We start from the raw sequence: 19,853 nt of genomic DNA, 5'->3' as shown, positions 1-19,853 counted from the left end.
ATAAAAGATGGACACAAATATTAATATAACCGTTATCCTTAAAATTCATTTATAATTATTAAACATAAAGTTGTAATTATTATTAATAGGAGAAGTGCATATGAAAATAGTAATTGCAGAAAAACCAGACCAGGCTGCAAAATTAGCTGCCCCCTTTTCTTTTACAAAAAAACCGGGTTATTTCGAAGTTAAGCCAAACACCTACTTTCCAGCTGGAGCACTTATCACATGGGCGATTGGACATCTATGTGAACTGAAAGCCCCGGAAGAATATAATTCTACATGGAAAAAATGGACATTAGAAACATTACCTATTATTCCAGATCGATTTGAATATAAAGTGACTAAGTCAAAGTATAAACAATTCAATGTAATTAAAAGTTTAGTAAAAAGATCAGACACTGAAGAAATCATTATTGGTGGTGATGCTGGGCGTGAAGGTGAATTGATTATCCGTACCATTTTAAGAGTATGCGGTGTTAATAAACCGATGAAACGTCTATGGATATCATCTTTAACAGAAAACGCTGTAAAAAATGGGTTTGCTAATTTACTACCAGAAGAGAAGACACGCGATATTTATTTTGAAGCACTAAGTCGTTCATGTGCAGACTGGCTAATTGGTATTAATACATCCAGATTATACACGGTACTCCTCAAAAGAAATGGCGTGAAAGATGTATTTTCAATTGGTCGTGTACAAACACCTACACTTGCACTAATAGTAAAAAGAGAGCATGAAATTGCAAATTTTAAATCAGAACCATTTTGGGAAGTAGAAACAGAGTTTGATTTCGATGGAAAATTGTTAAAAGCAAAATGGCATAAAGATAACATTTCAAGAGTTCAAGAGGAACGACAAGCTATTGCGATTGCTAATTTCTGTCTCAATAAAAATGTAGAAATTAATAGTATTAAAAGAGAAACAAAGGAATATGCTCCCCCATTGTTATTCAACTTATCTGCATTACAAGCTACAGCAAACAAAGCTTATAAATTGTCACCACAAAACACGCTGGATATTTTACAAAAACTTTATTTAAAGGGTGTTGTTTCCTATCCAAGATCTGATTCACAATTTTTAACGAATGAAGAAGCCAAAACACTACCAAAGATACTAGAGCATTTAAGTAAAATTGATAAATACAAAGGTCTTCTTCCGCCACCGACAAGTTCAATTATGAATAATAAAAGATATGTGAATGAAAAAAAAGTAACCGATCACCATGCAATTATTGTTACTGAGCAAATACCAGACGTAGCAAAGCTAAGTCCAGAAGAAGAAAAAATATATGATTTAATTGCAAGACAAGTCATTGCAGCACATTACAACAATGCCATATTTTCTTACACAACGATTCATTCACTTGTTGATAAACGTGCAGAGTTCATCTCTAAGGGCAAAGTGCTAATAGAAGAAGGTTGGCGTAAGGTTATTTATCATTCTAAAGATAACTCACCTACAGACAAAGATGAACTGCTCCCCCTATTACATGAAAATGAGCAAGGTATCGTTGCGAAAGCGAACGTAAAAAAAGGTGAAACCCAGCCACCAAATCGTTTTTCTGAAGGAAATTTGATTACCGTAATGAAAACAGCGGGTAAACATTTAGAAGATGCGGAATTAGAAAAGGTCCTATCGAAAACGGAAGGATTAGGTACTGAAGCTACACGCGCTGGAATTATTGGTACATTAAAAGATCGAAACTATATCGAAGTTAAGAAAAACCAAGTCTTCGCAACGGCTAAAGGAATGTTACTCATTGAGGCACTTGGTGAAAGTATCTTAACGTCCCCTTCCATGACAGCCAAATGGGAGCAACGACTATCTGAAATAGGTGAAGGCAACGCTTCTCCTAAAGCATTTATAGAACAAGTAAAAAAGCTTGCTGACAAATTGATTTCAGATGCTAACAAACGTGAAAAGGAATGGGCATTTAATCAAAATGCAGTCGATAAAATCACTGCAAATAATCCGTATACTAAAAAATATAATAAAAGAAAAACAGTTGTTGGGAAATGTATTCTTTGCGAAGGATCAATCATAGATCATGGCACTTTTTACGGTTGTTCAAATTATAAAACAGCAAATTGTAAATTCTCGGTTTCAAAGAAACTTTTAAGAAAAACTATTTCACAATCGAATATGAAAAAACTCTTGGCAGCTGGTGAAACAGACTTGATAAAAGGATTTAAAAAGGGCGAAAAAACTTTTAATGCCCACCTTATTTGGGATAAAAAAGAGCGTAAGATTAATTTTAAATTTCCACAATAACTTATTGAAAATCGTTTGTATAAATTAAAAATAAAGATTAGTCTATGCCTTGATAGGCAAAAAGAAAGAGCATGTTTTAAAAAAGGAATAATCAAAACATGCTTTTTCTATATTTTATTGTCATTCTATAAAAAGTTTGATCATTTCTATGATCGCGAACGAAAGAACCCGCCGAAGTGACGGAAGAATCGGTCAGAGCGACGGATGGAACTATCGAAACGACGGAAAGAATCGCGAATGACTGAAGAACCCGCCGAAGTGACGGAAGAATGGCCAGAGCGACGGATGGAACGGACGAAACGACGGAAAGAATCGCGAACGACGGAAGAACGCGCTGAAGTGACGGAAGAATCGGCAGAGCGACGGATGAAACCATTGAAACGACGGAAAGAATATTTCCCCCATTAAAGCCGCCCTTCAATGAGAAACATGCCAAGGACAATCCCTCAGCCAATTTTCAGTGCTTCTTTGGAAAAACCTCCACTAATCGGGAACCATTTTAGAGATTCAGGCGTAAATCGAGCAATTGGAATTGCTGTGAATGATGAAATACAGTAGCTGAATTAAAACAATGTATTGCATTGGCTCTCACTTACCATACTCGAAAGCATCTACCAATGCTCGGGATATAAAGAATAAACATTCAAACATTTTTCGGTGAAATATAGTAATGTCTATATTTTTTAGCAAAGCCTCACTCACTACTTATCATAATGTTTTTATAGCAACTTTAGACCTTTTGTTGTTTCAACGTTACTCCATTCCTGTTCCTCTATTTTACGGTGGAATAATTTTCACACATTCTTCACTTGTTTCTCAAAGTATTCATTTTGCAAAATACCCATATGAACGATGTCATACCATGTACCATCTCTAAATAGACTTTGTCTACTGCTTCCTTCCTGAATAAACCCTATCTTGTTGTACAAACTAATAGCTTTATCATTAAATGAAAATACTTTTAGGTAAACTCGATGGAGATTCATTTCGTAAAAAGCATAATCCAGTAGTAATTTCAATCCCTCTGAACCATATCCTTTTCCCCAATATTCCTTTTCACCGATGTCAATAATACATTCAGCATTTCTATTTTTATAATCAATGTTGATTAATGAAACAATACCAATTGGTGATTCCTTTCCTTTTTCAACCATAATATAGCTTTTCCCTGCATGAGTGCCCAAAATAACATGATCTACAAAATCTTTCGTTTCTTCCATCGGATAAACATCTAAAGATGGGTTCGTGGAATGCATAACTTCCACATCATTTCTCCATTTGTGATATAGTTCTGTATCTTCCTTGGTCATTTTTCTTAGTTTCACCCTAGATGATTCAAATAACATAATATTCACTCCTCGTATGTTTCGGATTTTGGATTGATTAATTTTTCTAAAGAGAACAGTAAGACGGATAATTGATCCTTTACTTTTGTTTGTTCATGTCCCAGTTGAAATGTGTCCAACATTAAACCGTTAATAAATGATAGGATATACCTCGCAATTGAATCAGTAGATTGTTGAGGTCTAAATTCTCCTTTTCGCATTCCTTCTTTCAATACTTCTTCTATTGCTTCAGTAGTTCGATTATAGCGTTCAGAAATGTAAGGGAAATTATCTTTATTATTTACGTATTTATATGATAAAAAGAATTCCGCCTTTGCAAAGAGCAATGTTTGGTCAATTGCCTCAATATAAATTTGCTGTTCTTCAATCCAGTTTTTTAATTGTGGCCAAAGTAGGCCTTCATTAGATGGCACAAAATATTGAATGTCTTTCTGGTCATCATATTTTAAAACTTCGATAAAAACATGATTAATATTATCGAAATAACTATACAATGCACCTCTGGATATTCCAGCTTCGTCCATAATATCTTGCATAGTAGTGCGTACAAAACCTTTCTCGATAAACACCTTCTTAGCCGCTTCTATCAGTTCTTTCTCTCGTTCTTTTTTATATTCTTCACTAACTTTTGGAGCCATAAGCCACCTCCTTAATGAGTGACAAAACGCACATAAAAAACTATACACCGTTGTCGTTTATATTTTAGATTATACCGACACTAGTGTATAGTTTCAACCTTTTATATTCATAACATGGGCGATGTCTTAAAAAAATTCATATTCTACTATATAAGAATGTGATGAGTCAGCATTTAAGAAAGCAATCCGACTAAGTATTTCACAAGCAGAAGAAAAGAAAATAGAACTTGGTATTCAACAATTAGCAGCTTGTATAATCGAAATGTATAAGAAAACTAAAGATTATCCGATATCATTTAAGCCTTATCTTTAAAAGAGCGGATAGGATAGACTGACACTCTTAATATTTAGAGAAATACCCCGTAGATGTTAGATATAATAACTACTACGGGGTGTTTTTTACGAGTTCTATACTACTTTCAATCAATTTCATGGCACCATGACTTTTTCCATCTGAATGAAAATGAATTCGAAATATTAATATTTGAGACTGCTAGAAATCTATATAGTTGCCAAGTATTCGTTATATCTTTTATTAATTCTCTCCGTAACAGATAAACCAATTTCAGCTAATTTTGCCGGTATAGTTTCAAAGCATTTTAAACAATCCTGTTTTTTATTTTGCTCAATTAAAAATTCTAACAGTAGAAACATATACTGTTCATTGAATTCATCTAGCTCTAGCAACTTTTGTAAGCAATTATATTTCAAAAGAGAATTAACAAAATTTGTACTTACAACATACTCTTCAAGCGCACAATACTCTTTGCTTTAAGCGGAGTCTTATTTGAATAGCCCATGAATATTCTTCCCCCATAGCAATTTAGTTATTGCTGAATTGACGTCTCATATTGATTCTCCCGTTCTGTAAATTCATTTTTCCCCCAGCCAAATAAATGGCACCCCTAGTAATCTATTCATAATGATTGACATCTTCATGAATAGTGCTAATATTGGAAATAAATTAAATAAAATAAATAACTTATCCGCTAGGGGTGCCTTTGTAAAGGCTGAGATTGAAGTGTGACTTCGGGACTCTATGAACCTGACCTGGTTAATGCCAGCGTAGGGAAGTGGTATATGGAAATTTGTCCTTTTCATCTCCAGCCACTTTCTTTACCGAAAAGAAAGTGGCTTTTTTGCATCCTACATTTGGAAGGCGGGTAAGTCTTAAAGAGGTGACCCCCATTACTCTATTATCAAAAGCGATTCATGTCATTTCTAATGGAAAAATGCCAATGGAACAACTAAGTGAAATTTTAGCAGACATCCATCCATATGCCGACGCTATCCATTTGCGTGAAAAACAAATGAAGGCAAAAGAATTATATGAAGCAGTCAACCTGCTTTCCCGAGTTGGCGTTCCGTTATCCAAAATAATCATTAATGACCGGGTAGACGTTGCCGTTATTACAGGTGTGGAAGGAGTCCAACTAGCCTATCATAGTTTGAATGCATCTATGATTAAAGCCAACTTTCCTCAATTGACGGTTGGCTGTTCCATTCACTCGGTCGAAGAAGGAAAAAAGGTTCAACGCTTGGGAGCCGACTATGTGATATATGGTCATATTTTTTCTACCCAATCAAAGCCAGGATTGGAACCAAGGGGTTTAGAGGAATTAAAAAAGCTTACTGGTTCACTAGATATTCCTGTTATTGCAATCGGCGGTATTGCTCCTGAAAATACTAAACAGGTAATAAACAGCGGAGCCGACGGTATTGCTGTGATGTCAGGCGTTTTAAACGCCGATGATCCTCTATCTGCAATAAAAAGCTATCAAAAAGAAGTTAAAATGGAGATGTGTTGAGTGAAAAATACATTTGATGTTGCCATTATCGGGGGAGGAATTAATGGCTCTTCCATTGCCTATCAACTTTCTAAACTAGGAAAAAAAGTCGTCATTCTTGAAAAAGGAACTTTGGCCAATGAAGCCTCCAGTGCAGCAGCAGGTATGCTGGCAGCACAGGCGGAAATGGAACACGACGGTCCATTTTTCCAGTTGGCATTAAAAAGCCAGGCGATGTTCCCCTCCATCACTAACGAATTACTGACATATACGGGGATCGATATCGAATTTGTGAATAAAGGCATGTTAAAAATTGCAGAAACGGAAGAATTAGCTACAGCGTTAAAAAGTCAGGTATTGTTCCAGCAGAACTGGGATTCCGGCATCCAATGGCTCGATGCAACACAAGTAAGAGAAATGGAACCTGCATTAGCACCAACTGTTGCCGGTGCTATGTTCCTTCCAAATGACGGCCATGTGCAGCCTGCAAAATTATCACTTGCCTTCGCAAAAGCTGCAGAGCATTTTGGTACAGAAATCCGCGAAAATACAGAGGTCCTTTCTTTTATCTATGAAAACGGCGTTGTCAAAGGAGTATACACATCAGCGGGAGCCTTCTATTGTGAACAGGTTGTTGTCGCTACCGGCGCCTGGGCTGCCGATTTAATGAAAAATACGGGAATCAACTTGACCGTTTATCCTGTGAAAGGAGAATGTTTTTCTGTAAAGCCGAATAAGCCGATCGTTCACAGGTCGATTTTTTCAGATAAACGCTGTTATTTTGTTCCTAAGCGAAATGGCGAAATTTACATTGGGGCCACAGTCGTGGAAAATACGTTTGATAAACAAGTAACAGCTGGAGGAATTGCTACCTTGATTGAGCAAGCCGTGAAGCTGATTCCCCAGCTGAAAGATGCCCCTTGGGAACGGGTGTGGGCAGGAATTAGGCCGCAGACAGCTGATGGGATTCCCTATATTGGCGAGCATCCTACTATTAGGGGGCTATTTGTAGCTGCCGGACACTATCGAAACGGAATTCTATTAAGCCCGCTTACTGGCAAACTCACAGCCCAGTTGCTTACAGGTCAAGTGGAAGATGAACAGTTTCTTTCTGCGTTTCGCATTGATCGATCTCAAATATCAGTTAGTTAGGAGGACAAATCTTGGAAGTAATACTAAATGGAGAAAATTTGAAGTTGTCAGAGGAAATTGTGTACGTTTCGGACCTGCTCGAATATTACAAACTGCTAGATAAAGTAGTTGTAATTGAGGTAAATGGAGAGATCCTGAACAAAGTTGATCATCAGGAAACCCTGCTCTCTGACCGAGACCGCATTGAAATTGTACATTTTGTTGGAGGCGGATAATTATGTTAAAAATAGGTCCTTATTCATTTCAATCCCGTTTGCTGCTTGGAACAGGAAAATACCCTAATTTTGATATCCAAAAGCAGGCTGTTGCTGAATCGGATTCAGAAGTCCTGACATTTGCCGTTCGGAGAATGAATATCTTTGAAGCGAACCAGCCAAATTTTTTACAAAAGCTTGATATTAAAAAATATACTTTATTGCCAAATACAGCAGGAGCCAAAAACGCAGTCGAGACCGTCCGCATTGCAAAGCTAGCGAAAGCATCCGGCCTTTGCGATATGGTTAAAGTAGAGGTCATTGGATGTGACAAAACATTACTTCCTGACCCTATTGAAACGTTAAAAGCAACAGAAGAATTAATAAAGGAAGGGTTTATTGTGCTTCCGTACACATCAGATGATGTTGTTTTAGCCAGAAAGCTGCAGGAATTAGGCTGCCATGCCATAATGCCAGGAGCCTCACCAATCGGTTCCGGACGGGGAATCATTAACCCGCTTAACTTGAGTTTTATAATTGAACAAGCAACGGTGCCCGTTATTGTCGATGCTGGTATCGGCTCTCCTGCTGATGCAGCAATGGCAATGGAACTGGGTGCTGATGGAATTTTATTAAACACAGCTGTATCTGCAGCAAAAGACCCTGTCAAGATGGCAAAAGCTATGAAACTTGCTATTGAGGCCGGACGCCTTTGCTTTGAAGCTGGTAGAATTCCGAAGAAACGATATGCCACAGCGAGCAGTCCTTTGGAAGGGATGAGTATTGGATGAATGATCGCTATTCACGACAGCAATTATTTGCACCAATCGGAGAATCCGGACAGCAAAAAATTTCAGCTAAACATGCATTGATTGTTGGAGCTGGGGCGCTGGGAACAACAAATGCCGAAGCACTAGTCCGCGCGGGAATAGGTAAACTGACGATTGTGGACCGAGATTATGTGGAATGGTCAAACCTGCAGCGTCAACAGCTATACGCTGAAGATGATGCAAAAAACAGGATGCCTAAAGCGATCGCAGCAAAAAAACGCCTGGAGGCCATCAATTCAACTGTAACAGTCGAAGCAATAGTAGCGGATGCGTCAGTGTTTGAGCTAGAAGAATGGGCAAAACAGGCCGATCTCATGATTGATGCGACCGATAACTTTGAAACAAGAATGATGATGAATGATGTCTCGCAAAAATACTCAGTACCCTGGATCTATGGCGCTTGTGTGGGGAGCTATGGTATTACATATACGATCATTCCTGAAAAAAACCCTTGTTTTTCATGTTTATTGGAAACAGTTCCTATCGGAGGTTTAACGTGCGATACCGCGGGAATCATCGGTCCTGCCGTGCAAATGGTTACTGCCCATCAGATAAGTGAAGCTTTAAAAATATTAGTGGATGATACAGCAGTATTACGGAATAAATTACTATCTTTTGATCTTTGGAAAAACCAACATAGTGCAATAAAAGTGGATAAGATGAAAAAAGATGATTGCCCATCATGCGGGAACAATCGGACATATCCCTACCTATCCTTTGAAAATCAAACAAAAACAGCTGTACTATGCGGAAGAGATTCTGTTCAAATCCGGCCTTCCGCGAAAGAAGAACAGGATTTAGCCAAACTGGAAAAAGTTTTTTTGCAGCAAGGCGGAAATGTTCAGCGCAACCCTTATCTGTTATCTTATAGTGTCGATAATCATCGTTTGGTTATTTTTAAAGACGGGCGAGTTTTAGTCCACGGAACAAAAGATATTGCAGAAGCGAAAACACTGTATCATCGCTATTTAGGATAAAAATTTGAATGAGGCTGGACAAAAAGTTTTTAGCTGTTGAAAAACCCGAACTCATGACGAAATGCATTTAATGTTTCCTAATAGTTCGGATTTTCTTTTTATATTGCTTTTGAAATTTGCCTTCATAAGCACCGCATTGCAACTCCATTTTTCCCCCAACTAGTCCCGCTTTGGTAGGATATATAATAAACCCCTTCGTATCTCCAACTGTACCCTATCGAGTAGATCTCTCGATAGGGTACGGTTTAAGATTGATGCAGTTTTAATAAATGCTGATTAATATGTCATGCCCCCGGGCAAGGCTTTGTTCATAAAAATGGATTAACTGATCGAGTTCCGCTATAAGTTCTGCGAAAAGCTCCACGGCTTCATCGTCCGCCCAAATATCCGGATAAATCTGTTTGGCTCTAAAAATTGCTGGCTTGAATTGTTGCTGCAAGACAGTCCTATCCATAGAATGAAGAGCTTCTAAAATCCGGGGAAGCTCTTCTGAACCAATGACGCTGACAAATTCTTCAGTATCCAGCACGTGAACGCCGACAATGGCCTCGCTTAATGGGTGGTTCTCGATTGGCTGTGAGGCAGAGATCCCTGTTAACAAACAATGCAATCCGTCCCATAATTTATCCATTTCATTAACGGGACAGCTATGATTTTCCATAAGCTCCTCAAGTCGCTTGACGATATGGAAATTATTTAACTCGGCAATTTCATCCGCTAAAGCATTGTTTAATGATAAGTAACTGGCCATAATTCCCATCGTGTATCTTCCCCTTTATTTTCTATCAATTATATCTCATCATTCAAAACGGGGCGTTTGGTCCGCCCCATTCCGATGAAAGGGAATTAGCACTAATTATTTCAAATCGTTATTTTATCATTTAGAAGAACGCTTGGCTGATCACAAGCTATTTTATAGACAAATTTTTTCCGTGCAATATGGTAACTTTTATCTTCTCCATAAAAGTTAATCTTCATTTGTTCTAATTCTTCATGGCGATATTCTGCTAATGGCTTTTCTTTTTCATCTCTTTCTCGTTCTGCTTGTTTATTTGCAATAATTTCATCATAAAGAGACGAAGATGCCCAATATTCAGCAACTTTTTGTATTTTTTCATTAAATTCTTGGACATTACCTTTAAAATAATCATCAATTAATCCGATTTCTTTTGCTTTTAATGTACTTAAGGCAGGACATGTTTCAGTAATTTCAAAAGCTAACTCTTTCCCCAAGCGTTTTGGTAATAAATACGTCCAATATTCTGAACCATATAGGTTCCCCATTTTTTTATAATGAGGATTTAAAACAACACCTTCTCTTGCAAAAATAAAATCACCTGTAAGACCTAGTATGACCCCTCCTGCACCGGCATTTCCTTGCATAGCAGTCATAACAATTTTGTCTGGTGAATTTAGAATTTCAAGAATCATGTCATCAATCGCATTAATATTTTCCCACGATTCATCCCCTTGATTTTCAGCATATTCAATAGTATTTAAGTGAATGCCATTAGACCAAAAATCATGTCCACCCATTAAAACTAATACTTTACTATTTTTTGTTTTCGCTTCTTTAATGGCTTGTTGAAGTTTCTTACAGTGTGAGGTGTGCATAGCGCCATTATAAAAATCAAAATGCAAGTACCCTACTTGATTTTTTTCTTTATAGTAGATTTCTCTGTATGTTCTTCCTTCAATATCGTCAAAAGGATTAATAGGTAATTCAGGAACATTCCTTAATAAATGTGCTAGAGCAAGTGATGCTGGTAACTTTATTCCACCTTTTTTCTTTACGTGACTAATCCAAACACTCCCATCAATCGTTCCTACACATACTGCATCATCACGATAGCCAAGAATTTCCCCACAATTCCCAACTATTCTGTCATCTACATGACAACCGAATAAATAGTACTCTTCACCGAATATAGTATCGAGAACGCCAGGGTTACTATCAGCAGCACGAATTTTTCTTGCAATAGTTTCAGAATTATCACTAAGCCAATGAATTCTACGGTCAGATTGTTTCATTGTTGGTAAAAGTGTACCTTTCACATTTGAATGATTATAATCTAATGGTTCAGGAAAATACTCTTCTTTTTGATACGCCTTAAACTTCTCCAATAAATCAAGTAATCCTTTTACAGCTGCATGTGTTGCTTCATGTCTGTATAGCGTGCTTTTACTAACTTCACGCATCGAATAATTATTTGTAGACCAAATATCTCCTGCATCCATTTCCTGCTCTGCTTGAAGTAGTGTAACTCCCCATTCTCTCTCCTGTCCCATGATCGCCCAATCAATAGAAGAAGGTCCTCTATCCCCTTTAATACCAGGGTGTACAATAATACATACATACTTCTTCCAAATTTCCTCTGGGATGGCAGTCTTCAGGAACGGACAGACAATCAAATCTGGTTTTGAAACTTCTATTGCTTGAATCATTGCGTCTATTGTTGTGGTAATATGAATATCCACTTCATATTTTCTATCTGTCAATTCAACGTAAAAACGTTGGCTCATGCTGTTATGTGCGGATGTTATAAATAATATTTTCATTTTAATCCTCCAATATCTTTCTATTAGGTAATGATAAACAAAATTTAACAGGGCTTGTTATTGTTTTTAGATACACAATGTATACCACATTGAACCAATGGCGTGCTTTTTATCTGATACTTGATTGGTCTTTTGGTTCGCATTAGAATTCCTAAATGGAGCCCTGCTTAAGTGATGATGAGTCATTTACTAGTTGACAATCATGCATCATGCAAGAGGGCATTTTCTTTTTCAAGCCCTGAAAAAAAGCGCCCTTTAATTAGGAAAATTTCCCAATGTTCTCATTTTATTTTTTCGAGGGATGTGAGTCAATGCAAGACATAAAATAAATACAATAAAAAACTTCAAAATTACAAAATTGACATATAATAGACAAATTATCAATAATAACCAATTTATAGACGTTGGAAATGTTGAAATATCAATAGTCTGAACTACTTTTCAGAAAAAGACTTTTTTGATCGTATTTTTATATAATCACTTTGATGAGTACGCTTTGGAAAAGTAAATTGGTTATAATTAAATCCACTAAGCTGAAGGCGTTTTAGTAAAAGCTTCTATTGCTGATGAGGGAAAATGGACAAAACTAGTCAAAACTTTAAAAAGTGCGAGAAATCAATTCCTGATTTCCCGCACTTTTCTGATTTTCTCACTAAATCTCTGCCTCTTTCCTTTACGAAAACAGATAGTTAGCTTTTACATATTAAACTTGCACCAACTGCAACGCCTTCTTTACCTCCTGTACATCTTTTGCTAATACGCTCTTCACATTCGATCCGAACCATTCCAATGATGCATCTACCTCCACGATTGAAAGTACTTCTGCTAGAAATTCATTATAATCAATTGCACCTTCAAACAATGGAACCATCCCTTCTCTCGACCCTGCTGCAGCATAAACATTGTTTGGAGCAAAAACATCGAGTTGTGTGCGTGAGGCAATATTTTTAAAGTGAAAATGTGAGATATAAGGACGAAGTTGCTTTGTGGCGGCAATAGGATTTATCCCTGATTCCCATATATGCAAAACGTCAAAGTTCACTCGTAGGCTTGAGTGATTCGTTTCTTCGAGTAACTGCATCGTTGAAGGTAGATTATCTGTCAATGTATTCGGATGCGTTTCAACAAGCAAATATTGTCCTTTTGACTTAAGATAATCACAGAGCATTCTTAGTCTGAAAATAAGTTCTTCCCTTTCTTTCCGACTCGTGTCTGAGCTGCCCTTCTTTCCTACAAATGTGCGAATCTTATTTGTTCCCCAGCGCCTGGCAAGGGCAGATAACTTCTCTGTTTCAGCCATCATCTCGGAAATTGGTGCTTCTAATGGCAAATAATCACTAAGCATACTCGTTTCTAAACCGTAGGAGCTTAGCCAATCTGCTCCATAATGAAGTTCATCTGCCAAGTTCTTTGCATGAGCACCCCACAGCTCGATTCCTTGAAAACCTTGATTTTTTGCAAATTGGGCTAATTGGTCAATGGAGTGGAGATGGTGCCGAAACGAGATTGTACAAATAGATAGTTTCATACTATAACCTCTTTCTTATGCTGTAATGTTAACCATGCTTCAAAACTTTCTTGTAATCCTTGCTTAATCTTGAACTCAAGGAGATTTTGTTCTTCTAACTTCACAAAAATATCTTTAGCTACTAATAAATCTTGTGTCATCGCAAGTTTCATCACTCGATACTGAATCGTTGTATAGCCATTTACTAAACGCTCAATATCATCACACCATTTGTCAAAGCTTTCCTCATCGCGGCCAAGTGCTTCCCAAAAAAATGCAAACGCATGTTCATACGCATATTTTCTGATCGCTATAACCGGCAATTGTTTTAATGCAGTCGGAAGTTTTGACATATTTTCTTTTTCTTTTCCTGCAAAATACTCTTTAATAATCTCGGTAATTGCATCGGTCAACGGATTACAATGCAGCTTTATACATGTATTAAAATAGGCTTCAACCGTCTCTGTAGTTGGCGCATTAATCGTCTCAGCATTAAAGTAATAACCACCTTCGACAGTTGGCTCTTGGATTGCAGCTAAAATTCTCTCTTTCGGTAAAATCCCTTCCCAGCGAAAATCAGGGTCATACATAAACCAATCTTCCTCATTTTCTGTTGATTCTAGCATCACATAATGAGGGAATGGACGTTGATGAAATTTATTCTCTCGCTCTGGAAGCATCGATAAATCTAGCATCACCATCACATGTTGATGTGGAGATTTATTCTCTAATAACTTTAGCAGTTTGTTTATATTGTCTTGTTTTGATTGCTTGTCGTCATACCATTTGTATAGCTTGATTCCATAGAGCATTTCATACCATATTTGAAAGAAATGATGATCAATTTGATCAGAGTGGTATGTTAGCACTCCATTATCGAGCACATCAAAATCTGCGTCCCATACCCCAAAATAGTAAGGCCTATGATCGACGCCTTCCGTTCTCTTAATAACCTCACAAACACAGCTTACAAAACAATGCACTTTTATCATTTTTAGCCTCCGATTATTCTACCTTTTGCTGTTTTTCTAAAAAGCTTGCCAGTGCTCCTACTGTTTTGAAATCTTTAGGAACGAGAACCTCATCAGGAATAGAAATGCCAAGATCCAACTCTATATGAAGAATCAGTTGAAGGACCATAATGGAGTCCATATACAAATCCTCATTTAATCGGGCATCTTCATTAAAAGAAGACAGTGTCTGCAACTCTAATGAATTTTCTAAAATATCATAGATGCTCTTGATCAATTGTTGTCGCGTCATACTGGTATGCCTCCAAGCTTTTTTCTACTTACTTTGCCATTCGGTAGCTTTTCAATTTCATGAACAAACACAAACTCCATCGGAATTTGATGTGGGGCGAGATATTTCCGGCACCATTCTCTAAGCTCCATATTATCTATCGGTTCGGTAGACACGTATTGTGCGCATACTCGCTCTCCTGATAAGTTGTCTTGTTTCTTATAAACGACTGCTTCGACTATTCTTGGGTCATTCATTAACACGGTTTCAACTTCTTGCGGATACACATTCAAGCCTGCTACATTAATCGTGTCATCCATTCTTGCAAGAAAAAAAAGAACATTATCTTCTATAAAGCCGAGATCTTTTGTATAAATTGTTTGTGTAGACGATTCAATGATAATTTCGCTCGGTGTTTGTTTGTCACCAGCTGTCACCTTCACATGAGGAAGGGGGTAGCCCATTTGTTTCGGATCTTTCACATTAGGATGAATCGCAACACACCCGGATTCTGAGCATCCATACTGCTGTAATACTTGGTTAGATTTCTCTCTTAATGATGTCAACCAACTGTGCGGCATCATAGTTCCTGACGTCATCACACGATCAAATTGTTGATCAATAGGTAATAATCGACTTAATGTATAAAGTAACGCTGGAGCCGCATAGAGTATGTGCTTAGGATATTCTTTTAGTTTTTTCAAAATATATTTAGGGTTACTGTTCGTAATAATAACTGGCTTTGCCCCCCTTCTTATGCAAGCCAAAACACCACAAATGAATCCATAAGAATGCGTAACCGGACAAGCGACAACAGAATTTGTCATGGAATCGACAGGTAAAGTCTCTACATAACTTGCAATTTCTTCTTCCACTGAACTCCACGTTCGTTCAATACATTTCGGGGCTCCTGTTGTACCTGAGCTCATTTGAACTAATACGCCTTCTTGGTTATTGGAATGATTTGATAGTTCGATGAAAGTATCAATCGATTGGAACATTAATAGATGACTACCTGCTGAAGAAGCTAGCCGTACAGCTCCCTCTTTTGGCGTCGCTGGATGGATTGGGACAACTGATCCACCTTTTTCGCGAATGTATAAACAAAGAGCTATATATTGGAAAGTGTCATCCGTACAAATAGCTAGTCTGCGATTGTTACACGCCCTTAGCTGCGGTAAGCTTTCATATATTTCAAATTGCTTCTCGATATCTTCTACTGTATAAAATTGATCATTGACATAAAACATCCTCATTTCCCCTTTTTATCTGCTTGCGCCAACGCATTGTTGACGATGTGTCGAAAATTACCTTCTTCTTGATTTTGAAGTTTCTTTGTTAGCAAAGATTCAACATAAATTTGTGTGCTAGTATGCTGAAGCTGTTCATTTCTTGAGCATAATGATGGAAAGCGTTCAAAGTGCTTTTGTATTCCGTCCTTAACTCGACTCCAAAAATGTGTTTCTGCAAATCCATACTGCTCTTCTAGCACATAAGATAGTTCACTTAAATGAAACACGAATAGTGTATCCATCGCTAACTCTCGTAAAGCCTCAACAGAAGACATCCAATAATAATGATCGACAGGTGCATCTTTAAAACGATCGTGTATCGTTTCAAAGTCTGGAATTAGGCTTCTGTCTGCAATGAATTCTTCCATATATTCGACACTGTCATGGAAATCCCTTAGTACAACCCGAGTCGGCCACCCATTTTGATGTAATAAAATCATATTTTGCGCATGGCCCTCAACCGCAATACCATGGACGACAAGCAGGTGCCACACAGGAATAACACTCACTTCGATCAAGCGTTTTACCCATTCCTCCGTTCCATATCGGCAAAGCCAATCATCAATAAATGGACGCCCATCTATCTCCATCATCATTAGTACCGTAAACGGTACCGCTTCCTCCTCATCCTTCATATACGAGCGCACGCTTTCTCGCCATATGGAGCCAAGCTGTCCTTCTAGTTTGCTATTATGTTTGTTTACATTCGGTTCAAAAATAATCCCTGCATATTCTTCCAGTACAACAAGAGACGCTTCCTCTCGTAAATAGGCGTCTAATTGAATCACCTGTTTAAGCCATGCTGAAATATGAGGAGCAGCACAAACAGCATGAGCATGTAACTTTCGTAATGAAGAGGTATTCACCATATTCATCGAGCATTTTAATTGCGCCTTTTTTGGATTTGTAAAATTCCATAATGTTCGCACTGATTGGGTTGCCCGATAGTAATCTCCTTGCACTTTTAGAGGTATTAGATCTTTTTGCTCCATTAAGCCAGCTAGTTCATGCTTCATGTTATGCCACTGCCAAGGATGAACAGGTAAAAACGTATATTCTTCAAATGTTCCATCGAAAACCGCTAGCGTTGCAAGAAGGTCTTCCCACAGCAAAAGCCCTAGCTCTCTTTTCCAAAAGTTCTCTTCCTCTTCAAGAACAGAGATTCGTACATAGCTTCTTCTCACTGCAACCCATTGCAGGGTAAATGATTGCTTTGCCTCGGGGCCATAGTGTTTATGGTCGTCGATCGTAAAACCGGTTCTGGATTTAAAACAAGGATGATATGGATGTCCTTCAATGATTTCTGATTCTAATTCTTCATAGCTCGAATTTCTTCTCGACGTCGGCATTTGGAGATGTCGATCATTCCATTCACATAGCTTACTCGTTAAATGAAGTTCTTTTAGTAATCGAACTTTGTCTCTATGAGTGGAAAGTAATTCATCAACTAGAGCCTCAAGCGTTGCCTCTAGTAACGTTTCCTCTTTTCCTACTAGAAAAATACTATCTCTCTGTATTCTGATGCGATCAAATGCCATTCTTCTTCCTTCACAACGATAGGTGCATTTCTGACCAACAAGCGTAAAAATGGAAGTCCATTTATCTAGACGAGTTTCTTCATATTTAATTAGTCCTTCAAAAATCATTGCTTCTACAAGTTGCCGCCTTACACGTAGCTCTCCTTGTTTAGAAGCTAAAGGCTGTAGCTGCTGCATACTCTGCCTCCTCATGCTGAAGAACGAACGGATTTGGAATTTTCGTATATACCGCTTGTTCAAGTTCGGCTTCTAGTTCATCTACATCGTGAAACCTTGTTAATAGATTTGCTTTAAACGCAAGCTCTTCTTGTTGTAAAATGTTACGAACGAATGCCTTCCCGAAACCTGTAAATTCTTTTTCTAACACGTGCAGTTGATCGGTAGACCACTTCAAAAGAATTTTTTCATCGATTAGCTGATCTGCTCCAAATCGAGAAATAACGGGAAACAATTGATTCATAAACAAATAATATGTAAATCTATCTTGAATAAGGGAATCTTCGTAAAATAGCTCAGCTGTTTCATGTAAAGAAGGCTCTATTGAAAGAAGTTCTTCTTTATATGCCTTTGATAAGTAATATCCTTGGTTATCACGATAATAATAAGTAGTTGGATAACCTGAAGAAATGTTTAACAGACTATTTTGCTGGTGTGCTTCGAGAGCTATTCCATGCTCATCGTATAATCTTAATAATGATTCAATAGCACATTTCCAATAGACTTTAAACCAATCTAAACTCACACTCTCTAAAGAGCGAAATTCAGATTGTGAGATTGTCATAATGAGCTGACACAATTTTGATTTTTCATTTGGTAAGGGCTCTTGCACGAGAGTAGCGATCATACATATTCCTTCATCATATCCTTTAGGAAATACGTTTGAGCGAAAAATAACCTCAAACCCTGATTCCGTCTGATTTGGGAACTCTACAGTCATATAGGCTGGGTCATCAATCATCCGGAAATATGGATAATTTTGCAAGAAATTAATCTTATTCATTAACCGAGCCATAACAATTCCAGCTTTTAGTTCATGTGTTCTATTTATCCTCAACGAATTCGTTATTTTTACAGGAATTGAAAACTTATACATCATCTCTTCATTTGGGCTATATACTGTTCTTATCGAAGAGGTTGCTGTATACAATGCCCCAAGCGCACCTTCGTATTTTATCAATCCTTCAGCAAGTGCTTTTTTTACATACTGTTGCTGTAAAAGCCACTGTGCTTGAAGCGGATGCATCGGAATGAGGCAATCTTTCTTTGACATAACAAAATCAGGTTGTGATTTTGTTAAAGACTGATAAATGAGTTCACTCGCACTTTTTTCTAATACAGAGGACTCTTTCACAATTTTAGGGTCGACACGAAAATAGTGAAGTTGGAAAGATCCTTGTAGCTCTGGAGCAAAACTCATTTGTTGCCAATTTGCCATACCTTGTCTGCTTTTAGGTGTCGGATGAAGCCAATGTCCAAATAAGAGAGACTGCTCAGCTTCAATAAATGTAGCGTTTGCTCCATGTTGTTTCTTATCTTTCAAACTGTTTTCAATATAATTTGCCATTGTTTGATAGCTCTCAATGATGCGCAAAATAAGTTCATCAAAATGGGGAGAAAATTCAGGACATCCATCCGCCTTCGCCATTAAATGTAGCTCTTGAATGAGCATGATGAGTATCGTTAATTTATCTTCGACAAGCCATTGTTTTTTATTCGTACAATACTTCAACGAAACACCAAATTTATGTCTTCCAACAAGAGATTTGTATTCCACACCTAATGCAATACGGGTGTTTTGTATCGGCAACTCAAGCTCTAACATATGTCCCTCTGTAATCAGGATAGTTAGTCTCCGTTCTGTTATCCACTCCTCCTTTTCGATCCAATGTCCGCTATTCACTTCTCGTATATAACAATTCATAAACGCCTGAAACGTTGCATTTTCTGCAATCTGTTTAGCAATCTGTTGCATGTAATTAGCCATCCTTTCACAGAATCTTCTAGCCAGTAAATGAAAATTGTTCTCACCGTTTGTTAAAAAAATTTGTCTTCCTCGCTAGAAAGACAGATAATAAGAAAAAAATGGAAATAAATGTGTGGCTGACGAATGGTACACATTCCTAATAATTAAAAGAACATTAAAAATTTATAGGATGATATGTACGCGATGTGATTGATAATGATTATCATTTTCAACTATATTTACATAATACAGGAAATTCATAATTGGTCAAATGTCTAAAGACCTATATAGCAATACAGTCATCGAAATATGTAAAACTGTAGCAGCAAAGATTTTTTCTTCTATCATTTATCCGATTTATTGATTTGTGATCTATTGTGACGACAAAATATTACAAGGAGAAAACGCTATCTCGGAATGAATGTACTTTTGTTTTTGTATACCCATAATTTTTTTATTAAGACGATTTGTCAAATTAAGTGCAACAATTGCTCATTAAAAGCCTCGTTTGCAGTTTTCCAACCAAGACATTTTCTTGGTCGGCTGTTGATAT

The 19,853-nt window shown here is 37.4% G+C and carries 17 protein-coding genes and 1 riboswitch; of the genes, 7 read left to right on the top strand and 10 right to left on the bottom strand.

Annotated features, from left to right (window positions below; genetic code table 11):
- The first annotated feature begins 100 nt into the window (after positions 1 to 100).
- The gene (locus ACIQ7N_RS13050) at positions 101 to 2,275 is read left to right on the top strand and encodes a DNA topoisomerase III (protein ID WP_402932706.1); all 2,175 of its coding nucleotides are present in this window, start codon (positions 101 to 103) and stop codon (positions 2,273 to 2,275) included.
- 237 nt (positions 2,276 to 2,512) lie between these two features.
- Positions 2,513 to 2,683, top strand: coding sequence for a hypothetical protein (locus ACIQ7N_RS13045; RefSeq protein ID WP_402932704.1), 171 nt, complete (start codon positions 2,513 to 2,515; stop codon positions 2,681 to 2,683).
- Positions 2,684 to 3,069: 386 nt separating this feature from the next.
- Here the strand turns inward: ACIQ7N_RS13045 and ACIQ7N_RS13040 are convergent, their stop codons facing one another.
- Complete coding sequence (locus ACIQ7N_RS13040) at positions 3,070 to 3,621, bottom strand: GNAT family N-acetyltransferase (protein WP_402932701.1); 552 nt, start codon at positions 3,619 to 3,621, stop codon at positions 3,070 to 3,072.
- 5 nt (positions 3,622 to 3,626) lie between these two features.
- Positions 3,627 to 4,259, bottom strand: coding sequence for a TetR/AcrR family transcriptional regulator (locus ACIQ7N_RS13035; protein WP_402932698.1), 633 nt, complete (start codon positions 4,257 to 4,259; stop codon positions 3,627 to 3,629).
- 981 nt (positions 4,260 to 5,240) lie between these two features.
- A riboswitch (TPP riboswitch) is annotated at positions 5,241 to 5,348 on the top strand.
- Here ACIQ7N_RS13035 and tenI point away from each other — a divergent pair.
- The 5 genes from tenI (at position 5,348) to ACIQ7N_RS13010 (ending at position 9,199) form a co-directional block, all read left to right on the top strand.
- Positions 5,348 to 6,067, top strand: coding sequence for a thiazole tautomerase TenI (tenI, locus tag ACIQ7N_RS13030; protein ID WP_402932696.1), 720 nt, complete (start codon positions 5,348 to 5,350; stop codon positions 6,065 to 6,067). (Overlaps the previous riboswitch by 1 nt.)
- A complete protein-coding gene (gene thiO, locus ACIQ7N_RS13025; RefSeq protein WP_248718864.1) occupies positions 6,068 to 7,198 on the top strand; it encodes a glycine oxidase ThiO in 1,131 nt (376 codons plus the stop codon).
- Between the two features lie 11 nt (positions 7,199 to 7,209).
- Positions 7,210 to 7,413, top strand: coding sequence for a sulfur carrier protein ThiS (thiS, locus tag ACIQ7N_RS13020; protein WP_142507722.1), 204 nt, complete (start codon positions 7,210 to 7,212; stop codon positions 7,411 to 7,413).
- Positions 7,414 to 7,415: 2 nt separating this feature from the next.
- Positions 7,416 to 8,183, top strand: a complete 768-nt coding sequence (locus tag ACIQ7N_RS13015; protein WP_402932691.1) for a thiazole synthase — start codon at positions 7,416 to 7,418, stop codon at positions 8,181 to 8,183.
- Complete coding sequence (locus ACIQ7N_RS13010) at positions 8,180 to 9,199, top strand: thiazole biosynthesis adenylyltransferase ThiF (protein ID WP_248718862.1); 1,020 nt, start codon at positions 8,180 to 8,182, stop codon at positions 9,197 to 9,199. The genes ACIQ7N_RS13015 and ACIQ7N_RS13010 overlap by 4 nt, the downstream gene beginning before the upstream one ends.
- Before the next feature lie 262 nt (positions 9,200 to 9,461).
- Here ACIQ7N_RS13010 and ACIQ7N_RS13005 read toward each other — a convergent pair whose 3' ends face one another.
- From ACIQ7N_RS13005 to ACIQ7N_RS12970, 8 genes are all read right to left on the bottom strand, one after another.
- Positions 9,462 to 9,959, bottom strand: a complete 498-nt coding sequence (locus tag ACIQ7N_RS13005; protein ID WP_402932688.1) for a YfbM family protein — start codon at positions 9,957 to 9,959, stop codon at positions 9,462 to 9,464.
- A 101-nt stretch (positions 9,960 to 10,060) separates the two neighbouring features.
- Positions 10,061 to 11,758 carry a hydrogenase maturation protein gene (locus tag ACIQ7N_RS13000; RefSeq protein ID WP_402932685.1) on the bottom strand — a complete coding sequence of 566 codons (1,698 nt, stop codon included), beginning with the start codon at positions 11,756 to 11,758 and terminating at the stop codon, positions 10,061 to 10,063.
- 703 nt (positions 11,759 to 12,461) lie between these two features.
- The gene (locus ACIQ7N_RS12995; RefSeq protein WP_402932682.1) at positions 12,462 to 13,286 is read right to left on the bottom strand and encodes a sugar phosphate isomerase/epimerase family protein; all 825 of its coding nucleotides are present in this window, start codon (positions 13,284 to 13,286) and stop codon (positions 12,462 to 12,464) included.
- Entirely contained in the window at positions 13,283 to 14,257 is a 975-nt protein-coding gene (locus ACIQ7N_RS12990; protein WP_402932679.1) for a DUF6005 family protein, read from the bottom strand. The genes ACIQ7N_RS12995 and ACIQ7N_RS12990 overlap by 4 nt, the downstream gene beginning before the upstream one ends.
- 13 nt (positions 14,258 to 14,270) lie before the next feature.
- Positions 14,271 to 14,528 (bottom strand): petrobactin biosynthesis protein AsbD, encoded by a 258-nt coding sequence (asbD, locus tag ACIQ7N_RS12985; protein ID WP_402932677.1) that lies wholly within the window; start codon positions 14,526 to 14,528, stop codon positions 14,271 to 14,273.
- Entirely contained in the window at positions 14,525 to 15,757 is a 1,233-nt protein-coding gene (locus ACIQ7N_RS12980) for an AMP-binding protein (protein ID WP_402932674.1), read from the bottom strand. Before ACIQ7N_RS12980 ends, asbD begins: the two co-directional genes overlap by 4 nt.
- A gap of 2 nt (positions 15,758 to 15,759) precedes the next feature.
- Positions 15,760 to 17,514 carry an IucA/IucC family protein gene (locus tag ACIQ7N_RS12975; RefSeq protein ID WP_402932671.1) on the bottom strand — a complete coding sequence of 585 codons (1,755 nt, stop codon included), beginning with the start codon at positions 17,512 to 17,514 and terminating at the stop codon, positions 15,760 to 15,762.
- On the bottom strand, positions 17,486 to 19,309 hold the full coding sequence (locus ACIQ7N_RS12970) for an IucA/IucC family protein (RefSeq protein ID WP_402932668.1): 1,824 nt from the start codon (positions 19,307 to 19,309) through the stop codon (positions 17,486 to 17,488). Before ACIQ7N_RS12970 ends, ACIQ7N_RS12975 begins: the two co-directional genes overlap by 29 nt.
- Positions 19,310 to 19,853 lie beyond the last annotated feature (544 nt).

Source organism: Lysinibacillus sp. NPDC095746, assembly GCF_044763535.1.
GTDB lineage: Bacteria > Bacillota > Bacilli > Bacillales_A > Planococcaceae > Lysinibacillus.
The sequence above is the reverse complement of the archived record's forward strand: the minus strand, read 5'-3'. Positions and strand labels throughout refer to the sequence as shown.